This window comes from Paraburkholderia bannensis NBRC 103871, from assembly GCF_000685015.1.
Classification (GTDB): Bacteria; Pseudomonadota; Gammaproteobacteria; order Burkholderiales; family Burkholderiaceae; genus Paraburkholderia; species Paraburkholderia bannensis.
In genome coordinates this window covers 334132-351167 of sequence record NZ_BAYA01000001.1, presented here as the reverse complement: position 1 = coordinate 351167, position 17036 = coordinate 334132, and the positions used below count along the sequence as shown (strand labels likewise).

12 protein-coding genes are annotated in these 17036 nt (G+C 65.0%); 5 read left to right on the top strand and 7 right to left on the bottom strand.

All coding sequences use genetic code 11. The features are described 5' to 3' along the window. Positions 1-102 precede the first annotated feature (102 nt). Positions 103-2445, bottom strand: coding sequence for a Tex family protein (locus BBA01S_RS01565; protein ID WP_027814892.1), 2343 nt, complete (start codon positions 2443-2445; stop codon positions 103-105). Between the two features lie 342 nt (positions 2446-2787). On the opposite strand from BBA01S_RS01565, the gene BBA01S_RS39665 reads away from it, so the two are divergent. The 3 genes from BBA01S_RS39665 to BBA01S_RS01550 all read left to right on the top strand — a co-directional run bounded on the left by BBA01S_RS39665 (position 2788) and on the right by BBA01S_RS01550 (position 6344). Further along, on the top strand, positions 2788-3645 hold the full coding sequence (locus tag BBA01S_RS39665; RefSeq protein WP_084161699.1) for a colicin transporter: 858 nt from the start codon (positions 2788-2790) through the stop codon (positions 3643-3645). A 125-nt stretch (positions 3646-3770) separates the two neighbouring features. Then, complete coding sequence (locus tag BBA01S_RS01555) at positions 3771-4004, top strand: DUF465 domain-containing protein (RefSeq protein ID WP_027814891.1); 234 nt, start codon at positions 3771-3773, stop codon at positions 4002-4004. A gap of 75 nt (positions 4005-4079) precedes the next feature. Continuing rightward, entirely contained in the window at positions 4080-6344 is a 2265-nt protein-coding gene (locus tag BBA01S_RS01550; protein ID WP_027814890.1) for an ATP-dependent DNA helicase, read from the top strand. Between the two features lie 284 nt (positions 6345-6628). On the opposite strand, the gene BBA01S_RS47960 is transcribed toward BBA01S_RS01550, so the two are convergent. Together BBA01S_RS47960 and BBA01S_RS01540 are read right to left on the bottom strand one after the other, a co-directional pair. Continuing rightward, on the bottom strand, positions 6629-6904 hold the full coding sequence (locus tag BBA01S_RS47960; RefSeq protein WP_084161696.1) for a hypothetical protein: 276 nt from the start codon (positions 6902-6904) through the stop codon (positions 6629-6631). Between the two features lie 226 nt (positions 6905-7130). Continuing rightward, positions 7131-8366: a cupin domain-containing protein gene (locus tag BBA01S_RS01540; RefSeq protein ID WP_027814888.1), complete on the bottom strand. Its 1236-nt coding sequence runs from the start codon at positions 8364-8366 to the stop codon at positions 7131-7133. Between the two features lie 32 nt (positions 8367-8398). On the opposite strand from BBA01S_RS01540, the gene BBA01S_RS01535 reads away from it, so the two are divergent. Further along, positions 8399-8944, top strand: a complete 546-nt coding sequence (locus BBA01S_RS01535) for an FKBP-type peptidyl-prolyl cis-trans isomerase (RefSeq protein WP_027814887.1) — start codon at positions 8399-8401, stop codon at positions 8942-8944. A 110-nt stretch (positions 8945-9054) separates the two neighbouring features. Here the strand turns inward: BBA01S_RS01535 and BBA01S_RS39660 are convergent, their stop codons facing one another. The 4 genes from BBA01S_RS39660 to BBA01S_RS01515 form a co-directional block, all read right to left on the bottom strand. Continuing rightward, positions 9055-10218, bottom strand: a complete 1164-nt coding sequence (locus BBA01S_RS39660; RefSeq protein WP_156965814.1) for a hypothetical protein — start codon at positions 10216-10218, stop codon at positions 9055-9057. Positions 10219-10399: 181 nt separating this feature from the next. Continuing rightward, positions 10400-13108, bottom strand: a complete 2709-nt coding sequence (mutS, locus tag BBA01S_RS01525; protein ID WP_027814886.1) for a DNA mismatch repair protein MutS — start codon at positions 13106-13108, stop codon at positions 10400-10402. 184 nt (positions 13109-13292) lie between these two features. After that, a complete protein-coding gene (gene lplT, locus BBA01S_RS01520; protein WP_027814885.1) occupies positions 13293-14591 on the bottom strand; it encodes a lysophospholipid transporter LplT in 1299 nt (432 codons plus the stop codon). Between the two features lie 252 nt (positions 14592-14843). Then, positions 14844-15653, bottom strand: coding sequence for an inositol monophosphatase family protein (locus tag BBA01S_RS01515; protein WP_027814884.1), 810 nt, complete (start codon positions 15651-15653; stop codon positions 14844-14846). Between the two features lie 387 nt (positions 15654-16040). On the opposite strand from BBA01S_RS01515, the gene BBA01S_RS01510 reads away from it, so the two are divergent. Continuing rightward, entirely contained in the window at positions 16041-16907 is an 867-nt protein-coding gene (locus BBA01S_RS01510) for an RNA methyltransferase (protein ID WP_084161747.1), read from the top strand. Positions 16908-17036 lie beyond the last annotated feature (129 nt).

Here is a 17036-nt window from a genome sequence, read left to right as displayed (position 1 = left end):
CTCCGGCGTTGGCCGGAGCCAGATGCAAAAAAGGCGCCGTGAGGCGCCTTTTTTGTTGCACGAGCAACGTGAGCCCGAAGACTCACGTGCGCGACAGGAGCGTTACCGCTTCAACTTCGCAAACGCGGCGGCCATTGCACCGGCCGGTTCCGCATCACGCGATCGCTGGCCGCCGCGATTGGCATTGCCGCCACGGTCATTGCGATCACGACCGCCGCTGCCCGAGCCGCCGCCGCTACGCTGCGCGGCGCTCGCGGGATCGTCGTCCATGCGCATCGTGAGTGCGATGCGCTGACGCTTCACATCGACGTCGAGCACCTTCACCTTCACGACCTGGCCGGCCTTCACGACTTCGTGCGGATCCTTGATGAACTTCGTCGACAGCGCCGACACGTGCACGAGACCATCCTGATGCACGCCCACGTCGATGAACGCGCCGAACGCCGCCACGTTGGTCACGACGCCTTCGAGCACCATGCCCGGCACGAGATCGGATACCTTCTCGACGCCTTCGCGGAAGGTTGCCGTCTTGAACTCGGGGCGCGGATCGCGGCCCGGCTTTTCGAGCTCGCTCAGGATGTCGCGCACGGTCGGCAGACCGAAACGGTCGTCGACGAACTCGGTGGGCGAGAGGCCGGACAGCGCCTCGCGATTGCCCAGCACGTCGCCGATGGCGCGCTTGATCTTCGCGAGCATGCGTTCGACGACCGGATACGCTTCCGGGTGAACCGACGAGCGATCGAGCGGATTCTCGCCGCTATTGATGCGCAAGAAGCCCGCAGCCTGCTCGAAGGTCTTGTCGCCCAGACGCGGCACCTTCTTCAGGTGTTCGCGCGACGGGAAAGGGCCGTTCGCGTCGCGGTAATCGACGATATTACGTGCGAGCGTCGAGTTCAGGCCCGACACGCGCGCGAGCAGTGCCACCGACGCCGTATTCGCATCCACGCCCACCGCGTTCACGCAGTCCTCGACGACCGCATCGAGCGAGCGCGCGAGTTCGCGCTGGTTCACGTCGTGCTGGTACTGGCCGACGCCAATCGCCTTCGGCTCGATCTTCACGAGTTCGGCGAGCGGGTCTTGCAGGCGGCGCGCAATCGACACGGCGCCGCGCAGCGAGACGTCCATGTCCGGGAATTCCTTCGCCGCCAGTTCGGACGCCGAATAAACCGATGCGCCCGCTTCGGACACGACGATCTTTTGCAGATTCAGTTCCGGGTGCTTCGAGATCAGTTCGCTCGCAAGCTTGTCGGTCTCGCGCGAAGCGGTTCCGTTGCCGATGCTGATGAGTTCGGCCTGCGTCTGCGCGGCGATGCGCGCAAGCTTGGCAAGCGAGCCGTCCCAGTCGCGGCGCGGCTCGTGCGGGTAGATCGTGTCGGTTGCGAGCACCTTGCCGGTGCGATCGACCACGGCCACCTTCACGCCCGTGCGCAGACCCGGATCGAGGCCGATCACGGCCTTCGGGCCAGCCGGCGCGGCCAGCAGCAGATCCTTGAGGTTGCGCGCGAACACGCGGATCGCCTCGTTTTCGGCCTGCTCGCGCAGGTTCGTCAGCAGTTCGTTTTCGAGATGCGGCTGCACCTTCACGCGCCAGCACCAGCGGCACACGTCCGAAAGCCACTTGTCCGCTGCACGGCCCTGGTTGGCGATGCCGAAGTGACGCGCGATATGCGCTTCGCCCGGATGCGGCGTCTGCGTGTCGAGCTCGCCGCCCAGACCCAGCTTCACCATCAGCACGCCGGCGTTGCGGCCGCGGAAGAGGGCGAGCGCGCGGTGCGACGGCACGGTCTTGATGGTTTCCGAGTAGTCGTAGTAGTCGCGGAACTTCTCGCCTTCCTCGTTTTCCTTGCCTTCGACCACGCTCGACATCACCACGCCCTGGTTGTGCAGCCAGTCGCGCAGCTTGCCCAGCAGCTCGGCCGTTTCGCCGAACTGCTCCGACAGAATGTCGCGCGCGCCGTCGAGCGCAGCCTTCACGTCGGCGACACCCTTTTCGGCGTCCACGTACTGCGCGGCTTCCGTTTGCGGATCGAGCAGCGGGTTGGCGAGCAGGGCGTCGGCGAGCGGCTGCAGTCCGGCTTCGCGCGCGATCTGCGCGCGCGTGCGGCGCTTGGGCTTGTACGGCAGGTAGAGATCTTCGAGAACCTGCTTGCTGTCGGCGGTCTCGATGGCGGTGCGCAGTTCGTCGGTGAGCTTGCCTTGCTCTTCGATGCTCGCGAGGATCGCGGCGCGGCGGTCTTCGAGCTCGCGCAGATAGATCAGCCGCTCCTCGAGCGTGCGCAGTTGCGTATCGTCGAGATTGCCCGTGACTTCCTTGCGGTATCGGGCGATGAACGGAACAGTCGCTCCTTCGTCGAGAAGCTGGACGGCGGCTGCCACCTGACGCGGCTGGACGGTCAGTTCGCTGGCGATACGCTGGACGATCTTGAGTGCTACGGTTTCCGTCATAGGGTCTGGATATTCCTGCGAGGATCGGTTTGCGGTCCGGATTGAAGTTCCGGCAACCGGTGCGGCAACCGGCGGGGCAGGTCCGCGAAGGCGCGCCCGCCGGCCAGTGGAGCGGGTCATTTTGCCATAAATGGCGGGGCGCTCAACCCGGGGGGTGTTAGAATTTGCGGCATGTTCCGCTGCCCTCAGAAGACGTTGAACCCATCCCGATTGTTATCTGTCCGGTCCCGTGTGCGCGAAGCCGCGGCATGGCAGACCACCGCCCGCGCGGCGGCTTGTGCCGTTGCCTTGCTGGCCACGGCGAGTGTTCCGGCCCTCGCGCAGGAGGCAGCAGCCCCTGGAATGGTTTCCGGCGTCGATCCGTCGGCAAATGGCGCGCAAGCGGCACGCCCGGCATCCGGGGCAGTCGTGTCGCCTGGCGCCACTGACGCAAGCGGTGCGCAGGGTTCGTCGAGCGAGCAGAACGCGGCTATCCAGAACGATTTCGCCGCACGCCAGAAGGTGCTTGATCGTCGCACGGCGGAAAACAACTATCAGTACGGCGTGGCGCAGCACAATTGCTACGACACGTTTTTCGTGAATCACTGTCTGGGCAAGGCGCGCGACGCAATGCGCGTGGTGCAGGCGGATATCCGCCACCAGCAGCTGGCGCTCGACGAAGAGCAGCGTGCCGACAACGCACGTCGCCGCGACGAGCAGGCCGCGCTGCAACGCGCCCGTGACCAGGCCGACGCACCGCAGCGTGCCGCCAACGAGGCGGCGAGCGCGAAGTCGTTCGAGGACAAGCAGCGCCAGCACGAGCTCGATCAGGCGCAGCGCCAGGCGGAAGCGCCGCAGCGCGCGGCGAACGAGCAGGCGTTCCAGCAGAAGCAGCAGCAACACGCGCTGGACCAGGCGCAACGTGAAGGCGCGCAGGCCCAGTCGCAGCGTTCGGCCAATCAGGCCGCCTACGACAAGAAGCAGTCGGATTACCAGACGCAGCTTGATCAGGCGCGCCGCGAAGGCCAGCAGAAGGCGCAGGAGCGTGCCGACAAGGCCGAGCGTTTCCAGCAGAAGCAGGCAGACGCGGCGAAGCACAAGTCTGACGTCGAAGCGCGTCAGAAGCAGGCGGCCGAAAAGGCACAGCAGCAGCAACAGCAAAAGCAGCAGCAGGAACAGCAGCAACAGCAACTCAAGCAGCAACAGCAGCAGGGTCAGTAACACCAGGCCGCAGTAGCCAGCAGCAAATCGCAGCACCCCGCAACACGACGCTTTTTCAGCCAGACAGCAACCTCAGGCGTGTGACCCTTCGCAAGGCGCACGCCGTTCATGACGAGGAGGCGAGCATGCGCGAGCAACGTGAAGTCAAGAGCGAGGTCCTTCGTGACCGCATTCTGCAACTGGAATCGGAACACGGCGATCTTGACCGTGTGATTGAACGAATGTGCGAGACGTCGGACTTCGACGATCTCGAGCTGCAAAAGCTGAAGAGGCGCAAGCTTAAGCTGAAAGACAACATTCTCTTGCTGCAATTGCAGCTAGACCCCGATTTACCGAAGACCTCGAACGGGCACGCCTGATTCCGGGTCCCGGCAGGCGCCGGGGCGCGGCAGCAGTCGGGCCGCGCTTCGAGGACCGAGCAGGAACCGCTTGCCTTGAATTCAACGACCGTTTCCCGATCCGGTTCTGCGCGCGACGACAATGCGCGCAGCGGTGACGCGCGCGCCGCGCAAACGGCGTCGGCGCCCGCATTGAGCGCACGCCGTGGCGCCGAACTCGAAGAACTGTTCGCCGCCAATGGCCTGCTTGCACGCGAGATCGACGGTTATCGTCCGCGCGCCGCGCAGATCGAAATGGCGCGCGCCGTTGCGGCCGCCATGGAAGCCGCTGCACAGGCGCAGGCCGAGCCGGCTGCATTCGAGTTGCAGTCGCGTCCGGCGCGCCGCCTGGAACGTGGCGCTCCGGCGCCTGTCGCACCGCAGGCCGAAGAGGCCGCCCACGCCGCCGCCGAATCCGGCGACAACACCTTGATCGTCGAAGCCGGCACCGGCACCGGCAAGACCTATGCGTACCTCGTGCCTGCGATGCTGTGGGGCGGCAAGGTGATCGTCTCCACGGGCACGAAGCACCTTCAGGATCAGCTTTTCGCGCGCGATATTCCGACGGTGCGCGATGCGCTTGCCGTGCCGGTGAGCATCGCGATGCTCAAGGGCCGCTCGAACTATCTGTGTCACTACTACCTCCAGCGCACGGCCGACAATGGTCGCCTGCCGTCGCGTCAGGAGACGGCGTACCTGCAGGAGATCATCCGGTTCGCGAAGATCACGCGCTCGGGCGACAAGGCTGAACTGGCCAGCGTGCCGGAAACGGCAGCAGTGTGGTCGATGGTCACGTCGACGCGCGATAACTGCCTCGGCCAGGAGTGCCCGAACTACAAGGACTGCTTCGTGATGCAGGCGCGCCGCGAGGCGCAGCAAGCCGACGTCGTCGTCGTGAATCACCACCTGTTCTTCGCCGACATCATGCTGCGCGACACCGGCATGGCCGAACTGTTGCCCAGCGCGAACACGATCATCTTCGACGAAGCGCACCAGTTGCCCGAAACGGCCACGCTGTTCTTCGGCGAGACGCTGTCGACCACGCAGTTCCTCGAACTCGCGCGCGATTGCGTCGCCGAAGGCTTGAGCCATGCGCGCGATGCGGTCGAGTGGGTCAAGCTCGGCGCTGGCCTGGAGCGAGCGGCGCGCGACGTGCGGCTGGCGTTCAAGGAGGATTCGCTGCGCGTGTCGATCACGCAGTTGCCGGAAGACCATCCGTTGTTCGACACGCTGGACACGTTGCAGACCGAACTCGGTACGCTCGCCAACGCGCTTGCGAGCCAGGCCGAGCGTGCTGAATCGCTGGGCGCCTGCCTGCGCCGCGCGCGCGAACTGCAGGGCGTGCTCAATGGCTGGACGTCGCCTGGCGCTGTTGCTGAAGTCGTGGCCAGCGACAACAAGCGCGAAAAGGAAGGCGACGGCGACGAAGCGCGCTATCCGGACGACGACGAGAAAGTCCGCTGGGTCGAAGTGTTTTCGCACACGGTGCAGCTCCACGAAACGCCGCTTTCCGTTGCGCCAATTTTCGCGAAGCAGCGCGCAGGTGTGCCGCGCACGTGGATCTTCACGTCGGCCACGTTGTCAGTGCGCGGCGACTTCACGCACTATGCGGCGCAGATGGGTTTGAGCTCGCGTCGTTCGATGACCTTGCCGAGTCCGTTCGACTATCCGCAGCAGGGCTTGCTGTACGTGCCGCGCAATATGCCGCAGCCGTCTTCGCCGCAATTCACCGATGCCGTGTTCGATGCTGCGTTGCCGGCTATCGAAGCGTCGGGCGGCGGCGTCTTCATGCTGTGTACGACCTTGCGTGCGGTCAACAAGATCGCCGATCGGCTGCGCGACACGATCGAAGCGCGCGGCTGGAAGACACCACTGCTCGTCCAGGGCGATGCGAGCCGCACCGAGCTGCTCGAGCGCTTCCGCGCTTATGGCAATGCGATCCTGGTGGGCAGCCAGAGCTTCTGGGAAGGCGTGGACGTGCGCGGCGACGCCTTGTCGCTCGTCGTCATCGACAAGCTGCCTTTCGCGCCGCCGGATGACCCGGTGCTGGCCGCACGCCTCGACGCGTTGACGAAGAAGGGCTTGAGCCCGTTTGCGGTTCATCAGTTGCCGCAAGCCGTCATCACGCTCAAGCAGGGCGCAGGGCGCCTGATTCGCGCGGAAACCGATCGCGGCGTGCTGATGATCTGCGACACGCGCCTGGTCGACAAGCCTTATGGCCGACGCATCTGGCAGAGCCTGCCACCGTTCAAGCGCACGCGAGAGATTGAAGTCGTGCAGGCGTTTTTCTCGGGCGAGGAAGAGGTACAGGAAGACGCGTAATACGCGCTTGCAGATTAAGAAAATGGGTTACATGCCGCGTTGCATTTCGAATTCGATGCGCGGGGCATGAAATCCATTTTTGTTGTGTCGATGCATCAACGGGTCGTCACCGCTGCAACGTTTGAGGCACCCAGATCAAGGCAACAAACAAAAAAGCCACGAACTTGCGTTCGTGGCTTTTTTGCTTGCCCGTCATGCGACTGACGATGTCGTCAGGCTGCACGGCGGTTCGCTTCGCTGCCCGCTGAAGCCGGAGCTTCGCACGGGCAACGTGCGAATGCAGCTTACTGGCTTGCGCCCGAAGCCGGAGCAGCAGCCGAAGCAGCAGCGTCCGAAGCAGCAGCCGTTGCATCCGAAGCAGCAGCCGTAGCCGAAGCAGCAGCGTCGCTCGCAGCAGCAGCAGCGCCCGAAGCAGCAGCTGCGGAATCCGAAGCAGCAGCAGCCGGTGCCGAAGCAGCGGTCGCATCGCTAGCCGGCGCAGCAGCTTGGTCGCTGCTCTTGTTGCATGCAGCCAGTGCAACAGCTGCCAGCAGGGATGCTACGAGGAGGGATTTCTTCATGATCACGTCCTTTTATGGTTAAAGGTAAGCAACAGCGCAAAATAATACCGGTAATGTGCCCCAACACCGACCTTGAGCCGCTGGTGGAGATGCACTGCAAGAGCGTGAATCTTCCCTACGGCCTGGGCGGAAATTATAGGCACTTTCGTATCGACCGTCGACAAATCCGGGGACAATACGTTGTCTTTCTCATACAAGCTTCGTACGGTATATCAGCCCCGAGCGCTTACGCAAGCGCCCCAAGCTGAATCCAGCCCGCACAATACCACTCGTGTAGCAACACTGTCACACTCGAATCGTGTGAGAGTGTTACAAAGCGTTTCCCTTCAAGCAAGCGGTTATCGGCCAGTGCCGGCAGCCACTTCCTTGCCTCTTTGAGCAAGTACTGTTCCCCGTTGAGGTAATACGACCGCGCATCGTAAAGCAGGATCGTCCTGCGGTCGAGTCTTATCCCGCTTTTCGCGGCGCGCGCAACAAAACGGGCCTCGTCGAGGGGCTTTTCGGGGGCGTCGAACACCACATTGGATTTCGGTTCTGAAAGCCAGGAGCCGACGAACGACGAGACATCGGCATCGTTCCAGCGCACTTTAGCAAGCACCGACGAGACGCGCTCCACAAGTGCCGGGGGCAGTTGTGCCGGATGCGACACCGCGGGCTGATCGGGGTCGCGGTAGAGCGTCGGATTGGCCGATGGTGCGTTGTCCGCGCCGCGCTCCGCGAGCCAGTAGAGAAACTGGCTCGTGAGCTCGTCGGTGGAAGGTGAACGAAAGCCGATCGAGCACGTCATGCATTCGCCCTCGGCGACGCCGTCGTGCGCGATGTGCGGCGGCAGGTACAGCATGTCGCCGGGTTCCAGCACCCATTCTTCTTCCGGCTCGAAGTTCGCGAGCACCTTCAGCGGCAAGCCTTCCTGCAACGACAGATCGCGCTGCGCGCCGATGCGCCAGCGCCGCTTGCCGTGTACCTGGAGCAGGAACACGTCGTAGGAGTCGAAATGCGGGCCTACGCCGCCTCCGTCGCTCGCGTAAGAGATCATCAGATCGTCGAGGCGGGCGTCGGGCGCAAAGCGGAAGCGTTCGAGCAGCGCGCGGGCGCGGTCGTCGTGCAGGTCGGCGCCTTGCACGAGCAGCGTCCACTGGCGCGTTTTCGGCGTCGGCAGTTCGTCGGCGGCGAAGGGGCCGTGTTCGAGCGCCCAGCGCTTGCGGAAATGCGTGATGAGGCGCGACTCGACATCGTCGCTATCGGCCAGCGCGAAGAGTTCGTCGCGCGAGAGCGGCGCCTCGATGCCGGGTATCGCCTGGCGGATCAATAATGGCTTTTTCTGCCAGTATTTCTTCATGAACTGCGCCGGACTCAGGCCGCCAAGCAGCGGCGTGGGCGCATCAGGTGCAGGACATGCCAGGGAAGGGGAGGCGCGCCGCTTGCGGGCGTCCTCCGGGTGGTCAGGGGACCGCTTGGGCATCGTATAATGTGGTCTGTAATCTGGAGAATCGAATGAAAATCGCAAAGGACACCGTCGTGTCGGTCGCTTACAAGCTATCGGATGCGCAGGGCAATCTGATTGAGGAAAGCGACGAGCCGATGGTCTATCTGCACGGCGGCTATGATGGCACGTTCCCCAAGATCGAGGAAGTGCTGGACGGCAAGGAGCCGGGCTTCGAGACCCAGATCCAGCTTGAGCCGCAGGACGCTTTCGGCGAGTACGATCCCGAACTCGTGAAGATCGAACCGCGCGGCCGCTTTCCGGAGCCGCTCGAAGTCGGCATGCAGTTCGAGGGCACGCCGGAAGAGGGTGACGAGGATCTCGACTCGCTCATCTACACCGTCACCGATGTCGCAGAAGACAAGGTCGTGCTCGATGGCAACCACCCGCTCGCGGGCATGGCGCTGCGTTTCTCGCTGAGCGTCAAGGAAGTGCGTCAGGCGACCGAAGACGAAATCGAGCATGAGCACGCGCACGGCGCGGACGGTCTCGAAGTCGTCGATGAGGACGAAGACGAGGACGGCGACGAAGCCGACTCCAAGCCGACCCTGCACTAAACATGCACAATGCGCCGGCCCGGGTTTCCCGGTGCCGGCGCATTTTCATTTCTGCGGCCTTTTCTCCGCGGTCTTTGCATTAGTTCTCTAGCTCCGGTCTTGGTCGCGGGTCAATTCGAAGGCGCGGCGGGCGTCTGCTGCTGGATCCACGGCGGCGGCATCAGGGGCCGTGGCGGCGCAACCGTTTGCGATGCGCCTGACGCTGGCGGCACGGCCAGACCTCCCATTGCTTCGCCACTTCCGCTTGCCGCGCTCGCGGCGTTCAGGTCGGGCGCTTGCTGCATGCCCGGAATCTCCGTCACGTCGGGCATCGACGAAATCTCCGGCATTTCAGGCGTCACCGGCTGCTGCGACGGCGGCAGCAGGGGCAGGTGCTTCGGCACATCGTGGACGCTCACGCGCAGTGGCGTATTGCGCGCCATGTCGGCGTCGATCTGTAGCCATTGCGTCAGCGGATCGCGCAGCGAGAACACCACGCGCGTTACGTTAGCAATCCTGATTCCTTTTTCATTGCGCAGAGGCTGGTCGATCGTAAAGCCGCGCGGGAGCCTGGCTTCGTCGGGATGCACGATGATGATCGGCCCGCGGAAACTGTCCGCGAGCTTCACCAGGCTGCGCCGCAACTCCGCATAACCGTCACGCGGCGCGCGATGAAAACGCAGCCACGAAAAGCGCTCGGAGCGATCGTCGCGCTCGGCCAGCGCATCGGCTTGCATGAAGATGACGATGGCGCGCGCGTTGCGCCGGCGCGCGTATTCCGCTGCGTGTTCGAGCCAGAAGCCGTTGGCAATCACGCGGTCTTCGAACTCGCCATTGCGCCCGCCTGCGTTCAGAAAATGATTGTTGCCGTTGGGGGCGTTGAGCGTAACGAACACCGTGTCGCCGACCTGCCAGCGCACGTTCTCGCGATAGGGGCGAAAGCGCGAGACCTCGCTTTCGCGTGTCAGCGAAAGCGGTGTTTCGCCGAGCGCGCTGGCATCGCCATAAAAATTCTGTCGCAGAAAGTCGAGCCGTTCGACCGGATCGTAACCGCCCGCGCCGCTTGTGCCGCAGGTCACCCAGTCGCGCTGCCCAGGTACGAACACGACAGGCGCGCGTGAGGCTTCCAGCAGATCGCGGCGGCGTTCATAGAGACGATCGACGCACGACTCGCGCGGGCCTTTGAGGTTGCCGTCGTAGACGAGGAAAGAGATTTGCGGATCGCGCCCGATGGCATCGATCAGGCGCTGCAAGGTCGTTTCGTCGCCGGGTTCGGTGACGACGTTGGCGACCACGGCGAACGCGTAGCGCCAGGTGTTGGGGGCTTGTGACTGCTTTGCTGTGGCCGCGTGTGAAAGGCCCGGCGCGCCAGCTGCGCAGAACGCAACCAGCCAGAGGAGCGCACGATACAACCGACGCAAAGCAAAGCCGCCGCGGCCATATCGAAATGGCCACGGCGGCGTCGCAAAGCGACGCTTAGCGTTTGGCGTCCGGCGCGCTCGCCAGTTCATGCAGTTCGTACAGGAGGTCGAGCGCTTCGCGCGGGCGCAGTTCGTTCGGATCGACTGCGCGCAGGCGCTCGGCGACCAGCGCGGCCGCTGTGTCCTCGGGCGTCGACGGTGCGTCTTCAGCGTAAAGCTGCGCGTGCCGATCGTTGACTTCGTCGATTTCGTCGAGCGACGATGCAACGGGCGCCGCGAACAGGTCGAGTTGCGGCGTCGGTTGACCGGCCGAAAGCTGCTCCAGATGCACGAGGTGTTTGCGCGCTGCGCGGATCACGGCATTCGGCACACCCGCGAGCTGGGCGACCTGCAAGCCGTAGCTCTGGTTCGCAGGCCCTTCGCTGACCGAGTGCAGGAAGACGATGCCGTGCCCATGCTCGACCGCCGACAGATGCACGTTGGCCGCCTGCGCGAATTCCGCGGGCAGTTGCGTGAGCTCGAAATAGTGCGTCGCGAACAGCGTGTGGCAGCCGTTGCTCGACAGCAGATGGCGCGCAATCGCCCACGCGAGTGCGAGGCCGTCGAACGTCGACGTACCGCGCCCGATCTCGTCCATCAGCACGAGGCTTTGCGGCGTGGCGTCGTTGAGAATCGCGGCGGCTTCCGTCATCTCGACCATGAAGGTCGAGCGGCCGCCCGCGAGATCGTCCGCCGCGCCAATACGCGTGAAGATGCGGTCGATCGGGCCGAAGCGCGCGCGCCGCGCGGGCACGTAGCTGCCCACGTAAGCCAGCAGGGCGATCAGCGCGGTCTGGCGCATGAACGTCGACTTACCGCCCATGTTCGGGCCGGTGATGAGCAGCAGCTTGCGATCGGCGTGCAGCGCGCAGTCGTTGGCGATGAACTGCTCGACCTGCGCCTCCACGACGGGATGGCGACCCTGTTCGATCTCGATGCCCGGCGCGTCGGAAAACTCCGGCGCGTTCCAGTCGAGCGCGCGCGCGCGTTCGGCAAAAGCCGCGAGCAGATCGAGTTCCGCGAGCGCTGCCGCCACGCGCTGGCAATCGGCGATGAAGGGCAGCAGCGACTGCAGCAGTGCGTCGTAGAGGCCCTTTTCGCGTGCAAGCGCGCGTTCCTGTGCGGAGAGCGCCTTGTCCTCGAAGGTCTTCAGCTCGGGCGTGATGTAGCGTTCCGCGTTCTTGAGCGTCTGACGGCGGCGATAGTCGTCGGGCACCTTGTCGGTCTGTCCGCGCGTGACTTCGATATAGAAGCCGTGTACCTTGTTGTACTCGACGCGCAGGTTGCCGATGCCGGTACGTGTACGCTCGCGCGCTTCCAGATCGATCAGGAACTGGCCGCAGTTCTCGGACATGTCCCGCAGCTCGTCGAGTTCCGCGTCGTAGCCGCGCGCGATCACGCCGCCGTCGCGGATCATCGCAGCGGGTTCGGGCGCGACTGCGCGTTGCAGCAGGTCGGCGCAATCGGCGGGCGGCTCCAGCGCATCGACGATGCGCGCGAGCGACGACGATGCGCCGCCGGCTGCCGCCACCTGCTCGCGCAGCGCGGGCAGCGCGGCGAAGGTGTCGCGCAGGCTCGACAGATCGCGCGGGCGTGCCGAGAGCAGCGCAAGGCGGCCCGTGATGCGCTCAACGTCGGCGATCTGGCGCAGTGCGCCGCGCAGCGCGTCGACGCTGGCGTGCGGCGGCGCATCGAGCAGCGCGCCGATGGCTTGCTGGCGCGTCTGTGCGATGCCGGCGTCGCGCGGCGGATGATGGAGCCAGTGACGCAGCAAACGGCTGCCCATCGTCGTGCTGCACGTATCGAGCAGCGAGCAGAGCGTGGGCGATTCGGTGCCGCGTAATGTTTCCGTGAGTTCGAGATTGCGGCGCGTGGCCGGATCGAGGCCGATGTACTCGGTTTCCGCCTCGACCTTCAGGCTGCGCACGTGGCGCAGTTGCTGGCCCTGCGTAGCCGCCGCGTAGAGCAGCAGCGCGCCGGCCGCGCCACAGGCGCTCGTGAGCGTCTGCGCGCCGAAGCCGTCCAGGCTCGCCACGTCCATCTGGTCGCACAGGCGCTGCTTGCCCGAGGCGAGATCGAAGTGCCACGCGGGCACGCGCGTGAGCGCGCCGACGCCCGCCGGGGGCGCCCAGCCCGACGATTCCGAGGGCATGTCCGCGACCAGTACTTCGGCGGGACGGATGCGCTCGAACGCCGTGGCGACCTGTTCCGGTGCGACTTCGGCGAGACGCAGCGCGCCACTTGCCAGGTTGAGCCACGCGAGGCCGACGTTGACGGTCACGCCGCGCCGGTTGTGGCCGGGGCAGACCGCCATCAGGTAGACGTCGTTTTTATCCGAGAGCAGGGCGGCGTCGGTGAGCGTGCCCGGCGTGACCACGCGCACGACCTTGCGCTCGACCGGGCCTTTGGACGTGGCCGGGTCGCCGATCTGTTCGCAGATCGCCACGGATTCGCCGAGCTTCACGAGCTTGGCGAGATAGCCCTCGCACGCGTGATGCGGAATACCCGCCATCTTGATCGGCGTGCCGGCCGATGCGCCGCGCTGCGTGAGTGTCAGATCGAGCAGGCGCGCGGCTTTCTCGGCGTCGCCGAAGAACAGCTCATAGAAGTCGCCCATCCGGTAGAACACGAGCGTGTCCGGATGGTCGGCTTTGATGCGCAAATATTGCTGCATCATGGGGGTGTGTTGCGCGATGTCGCCGGCGCTGGCGGTGTGTGTAGCCATCCTCGGAGTCTTGCTAAGGTTCAGGGCGTGAGTGTAACCCGCGCGCGGGGTGCGTGAACCTGGCCGAATGGCCAGGCAGCGGGTAAATCGTTGCGCGATAGCGTAGGAATGCGCGTCAGATTGACGGAGATTGCGTGTCGGACGGCGTGCGTGCGCGTGCGTGCGCCTAGGCGGCGCGGGCGCCTTACTCGTCCACCAGCGCCTGCATGTCGATCGTGCGTGCGTTTGCCGCACTGCGCCGCATGGCGAGCCAGATCATTCCCGACACGAAAATGCCGAACACGACGATGATCCATTGCACTGGCATTTTCGCGGTCAGCAGCAGTGCATACGCACCCAGCATCAGCAGCACGGCCAGGTTCTGGTTGAAGTTCTGCACGGCGATCGAATGCCCGGCCGAAAGCAGGGTCGCGCCACGATGCTGGAGCAGGGCGTTCATCGGCACGATGAAAAAGCCCGCGAGCGTGCCGAGCAGGATCATCAGCGGATACGCGAACAGCAGATAGAAGGGCAGGATGAAAGTGCCGAAGCGCACGCCTTCGCCAGCTGGAAAGAGGTTCTTGCTATAGAACGCCATCGCCACGGACACCACGCCGCACAGCACGCCCACGGGCAGCACGCGTAGCGACGCGCGCAATGACACCCATGCGGCCGCTGCGGTGGCGCCCAGTGCGATCCCCAGCCCCGTCACGCCCTGCATCACGGCGGCCTTGGAGAGCGACAGGCCGAGATTCGCGTCCGCCCATTTAAGCACCAGCAATTGCAGCGTGACGGCCGCGCCCCACATCAGCGTCGTGACCCACAGCGCGATCTGTGCGAGCTTGTCGGCCCATAGCACGTTGAAGCAGTGCGTGAAATCGGCGACCAGACGGCCCGGCTGCTTGAGGCGATTTTCGTAACGCGCGCCGGTGTCCGGAATGCCGAAGTTGATGAGCGTGGCGATCGCGTAGGTGACCATGGTCGCGAGCATCGCCAGGTCGGCCGCCGAGTGAATCAGCGGCATCGGATGATGCGCGACGAAACGATCGGCGTAAGTGGAGACGAGCGCGCCACCCATCATCGTGCCGACGATCGTCGAGAGCACCGTCGCCGACTCGAGCCACGCGTTGGCGGCGACGAGTTTTTCGGCAGGCAGCAATTCGGTGAGGATTCCGTACTTTGCGGGCGAGTAGGCCGCCGCGCCGAAACCGACGACGCCATAGGCGAGCATCGGATGCACGCCCGCAATCATCATCAGGCAGCCGATGGCCTTGAGCGCGTTCGAGACGAACATCACGTGGCGCTTTTGCATCGCGTCCGCGAAGGCGCCGACGAAGGGCGCGAGCAGCACGTAGGAAACCGTAAAGAAGATCTGCAGCAGCGGCGTGACCCAGGCCGGCGACGAAATCACCGTGAGCAGCGCGATTGCCGCAATCAGAAGCGCGTTGTCGGCGAGCGACGAAACGAACTGCGCGGCGATGATCGTGTAGAAACCTTTTTTCATCGCGGGTGAACCGAGGGTGAACCGGCAGGCTTTCCAGGGGCGAAAGCCACCGCGCCAGGCGCTGGCGCACGAAACAAAAAAGCGGCCGAAGCCGCTTGACGCATCGGGGCGGGCTGCGACTTCCGCCACGCTCCCGGCGATTGTGACATGGGCGGCCGCGCGATGCAGCGGGCCGGCCACGTCAGGCCCTGATTCAGGCCTTGAATCAAGCCCGAATCAAGCCTCGATTCAAGCCTCGATTCAAGCCTCGACTCAGGCTTCCTTCGTTTCCTTCTTCACGCGCGTGTACTTCGAGAGGATCGGCACCATTTGCGCGTAGATCTTCGGGTTGCCCGCGACCACTTCGCCCAGGTGCAGGAAGTCCGAATCGCCCGTGTAGTTGCCGACGAGGCCACCGGCTTCCGTGATCAGCAGCGCGCCTGCGGCGACGTCCCACGGGTTGAGGCCCTGTTCGAAGAAACCGTCCATGCGGCCTGCGGCGACGTTAGCCAGGTCGAGCGCGGCCGCGCCCGGGCGGCGCAGGCCGGCGCAGGCGTTGGTCATGTCGGCGAACAGTTCGCAGTAGCTGTCGAGGCCGTCCTTTTCGCGGAACGGGAAGCCCGTGCCGATCAGGCCGTCGGCCAGGCGGTCGCGGCGGCCCACGCGGATACGGCGGTCGTTCAGGAACGCGCCACGGCCACGCGAGGCGGTGAACAGGTCGTTGCGGGTCGGGTCATAGACGACGGCCTGCGTGATGACGCCCTTGTGCACGAGCGCGATCGACACGCAGTAGTACTGGAAGCCGTGGATGAAGTTGGTGGTGCCGTCGAGCGGATCGATGATCCACTGGTATTCCGACTCGTTGTCCGACTCGCCCGATTCTTCCGCGAGGATCGCGTGATCGGGGTAGGCGGTCTTGAGCGTCTCGATGATGGCGGCTTCGGCGGCCTTGTCGACCTCCGTGACGAAATCGTTGTGCTGCTTCTTCGCGACCTGCACGAGGTCGAGATCGAGCGACGCGCGGTTGATGATCTGTCCGGCGCGGCGCGCGGCCTTGACAGCGATGTTGAGCATGGGATGCATGAGCCTGGATCCTTGTTGTCCGGCGCGCGCGGGCGACGCGGCGCACGGGGGTGCCGAAGATAAAAGCGTCTAACGATTGGACAGGGCGCAGACCGCGCGTTAGGGCTGCGCGGCCTGGCGGAACCTGTCCCGCCAACGGAGACGAATTGGATAAGAGCGGGGCGCGGCGGCCTGAAATGCGTTTCACCAGGCCGTTAAATCGCGCGCGAACCTCGCATTTTACCCGAGTCTTGGGCTTCTGGGCTGACGGTGCGCGGGAAAGCGTGTGCGCCGCTCGCGCCGGGCTTGCCGTCGGACTCCCGCCAGACCCGCCCGAACCGGTAGGCCGTGGGGGCAAGGCGCGATAACATACGCCTTTCCCCACGCCGTTCTTCGAGATTCATCTTGGTGCAGCTCCCCGATTCAAACTCCGCTCACGCCACGCCGGCCGCCGATTCCCACGAGCCGCTGCGCGGCGGCTTCACCTCCACACGCTTTGTGCTGGTCGAGCCGAGCCATCCCGGCAACGTCGGTGCGGCGGCGCGCGCAATCAAGACCATGGGCTTCTCGCGGCTCGTGCTGGTCTCTCCGCGCATGCCGCAGGTTCAGCTCGACCCCGAAGCGATTGCCATGGCCAGCGGCGCGGACGACGTGCTCGCCGCCGCCCACATCGTCCCGACGCTCGCCGACGCGCTGGCGGGTACGCAATGGTCGCTCGCGCTGACAGCGCGCACGCGCGAATACGGGCCGCCGCCCGCCGCGCCGCGTCATGCGGTGCAGGACGCCTGCCGCCAGGTCGCGGCGCACGGCGATATCGCACTGGTGTTCGGCAACGAGCGTACGGGCCTTTCGAACGAGGACGTCGAGCGTTGCAGCGCGCTCGCGCATATTCCGGCCAATCCGGCTTATAGCTCGCTGAACCTCGCCCAGGCAGTGCAGGTGCTCGCTTACGAGTTGCGCATGGCGTATCTCGACGAAAGCGGCGCCGGTACGGCCTTGCCCGCTGCCGGTGCGGCCGCTTCGGGCACGTCAGGCACGTCAGGGACATCCGGCGCGGCCACGCCGCTCGCCACCAGCGACGATATCGAGCGGATGTACGTCCACCTCGAAAACGCGCTGATCGCGCTCGATTTTCTCGATCCGGCCAATCCGAAGAAGCTGATGTCGCGCCTGCGGCGGCTTTTCGCGCGCTCGGGGCTCGAACGCGAAGAGGTCAATATCGTGCGCGGCATCGCCAAGCACATCCTCATGCTCAAGGGCGCGGACAAGCAGTAACCGGGGCGCGATCAAGTCGTCGCGCGCTCCGACCTTGCTGCCCGCGGGGGCTTACCGGCCGCCGTGCGCCTTTCGCCTACAATCGACTGCACATATAAGCAAATCGGCGCGGCTGCTAAGGCCGTGCGC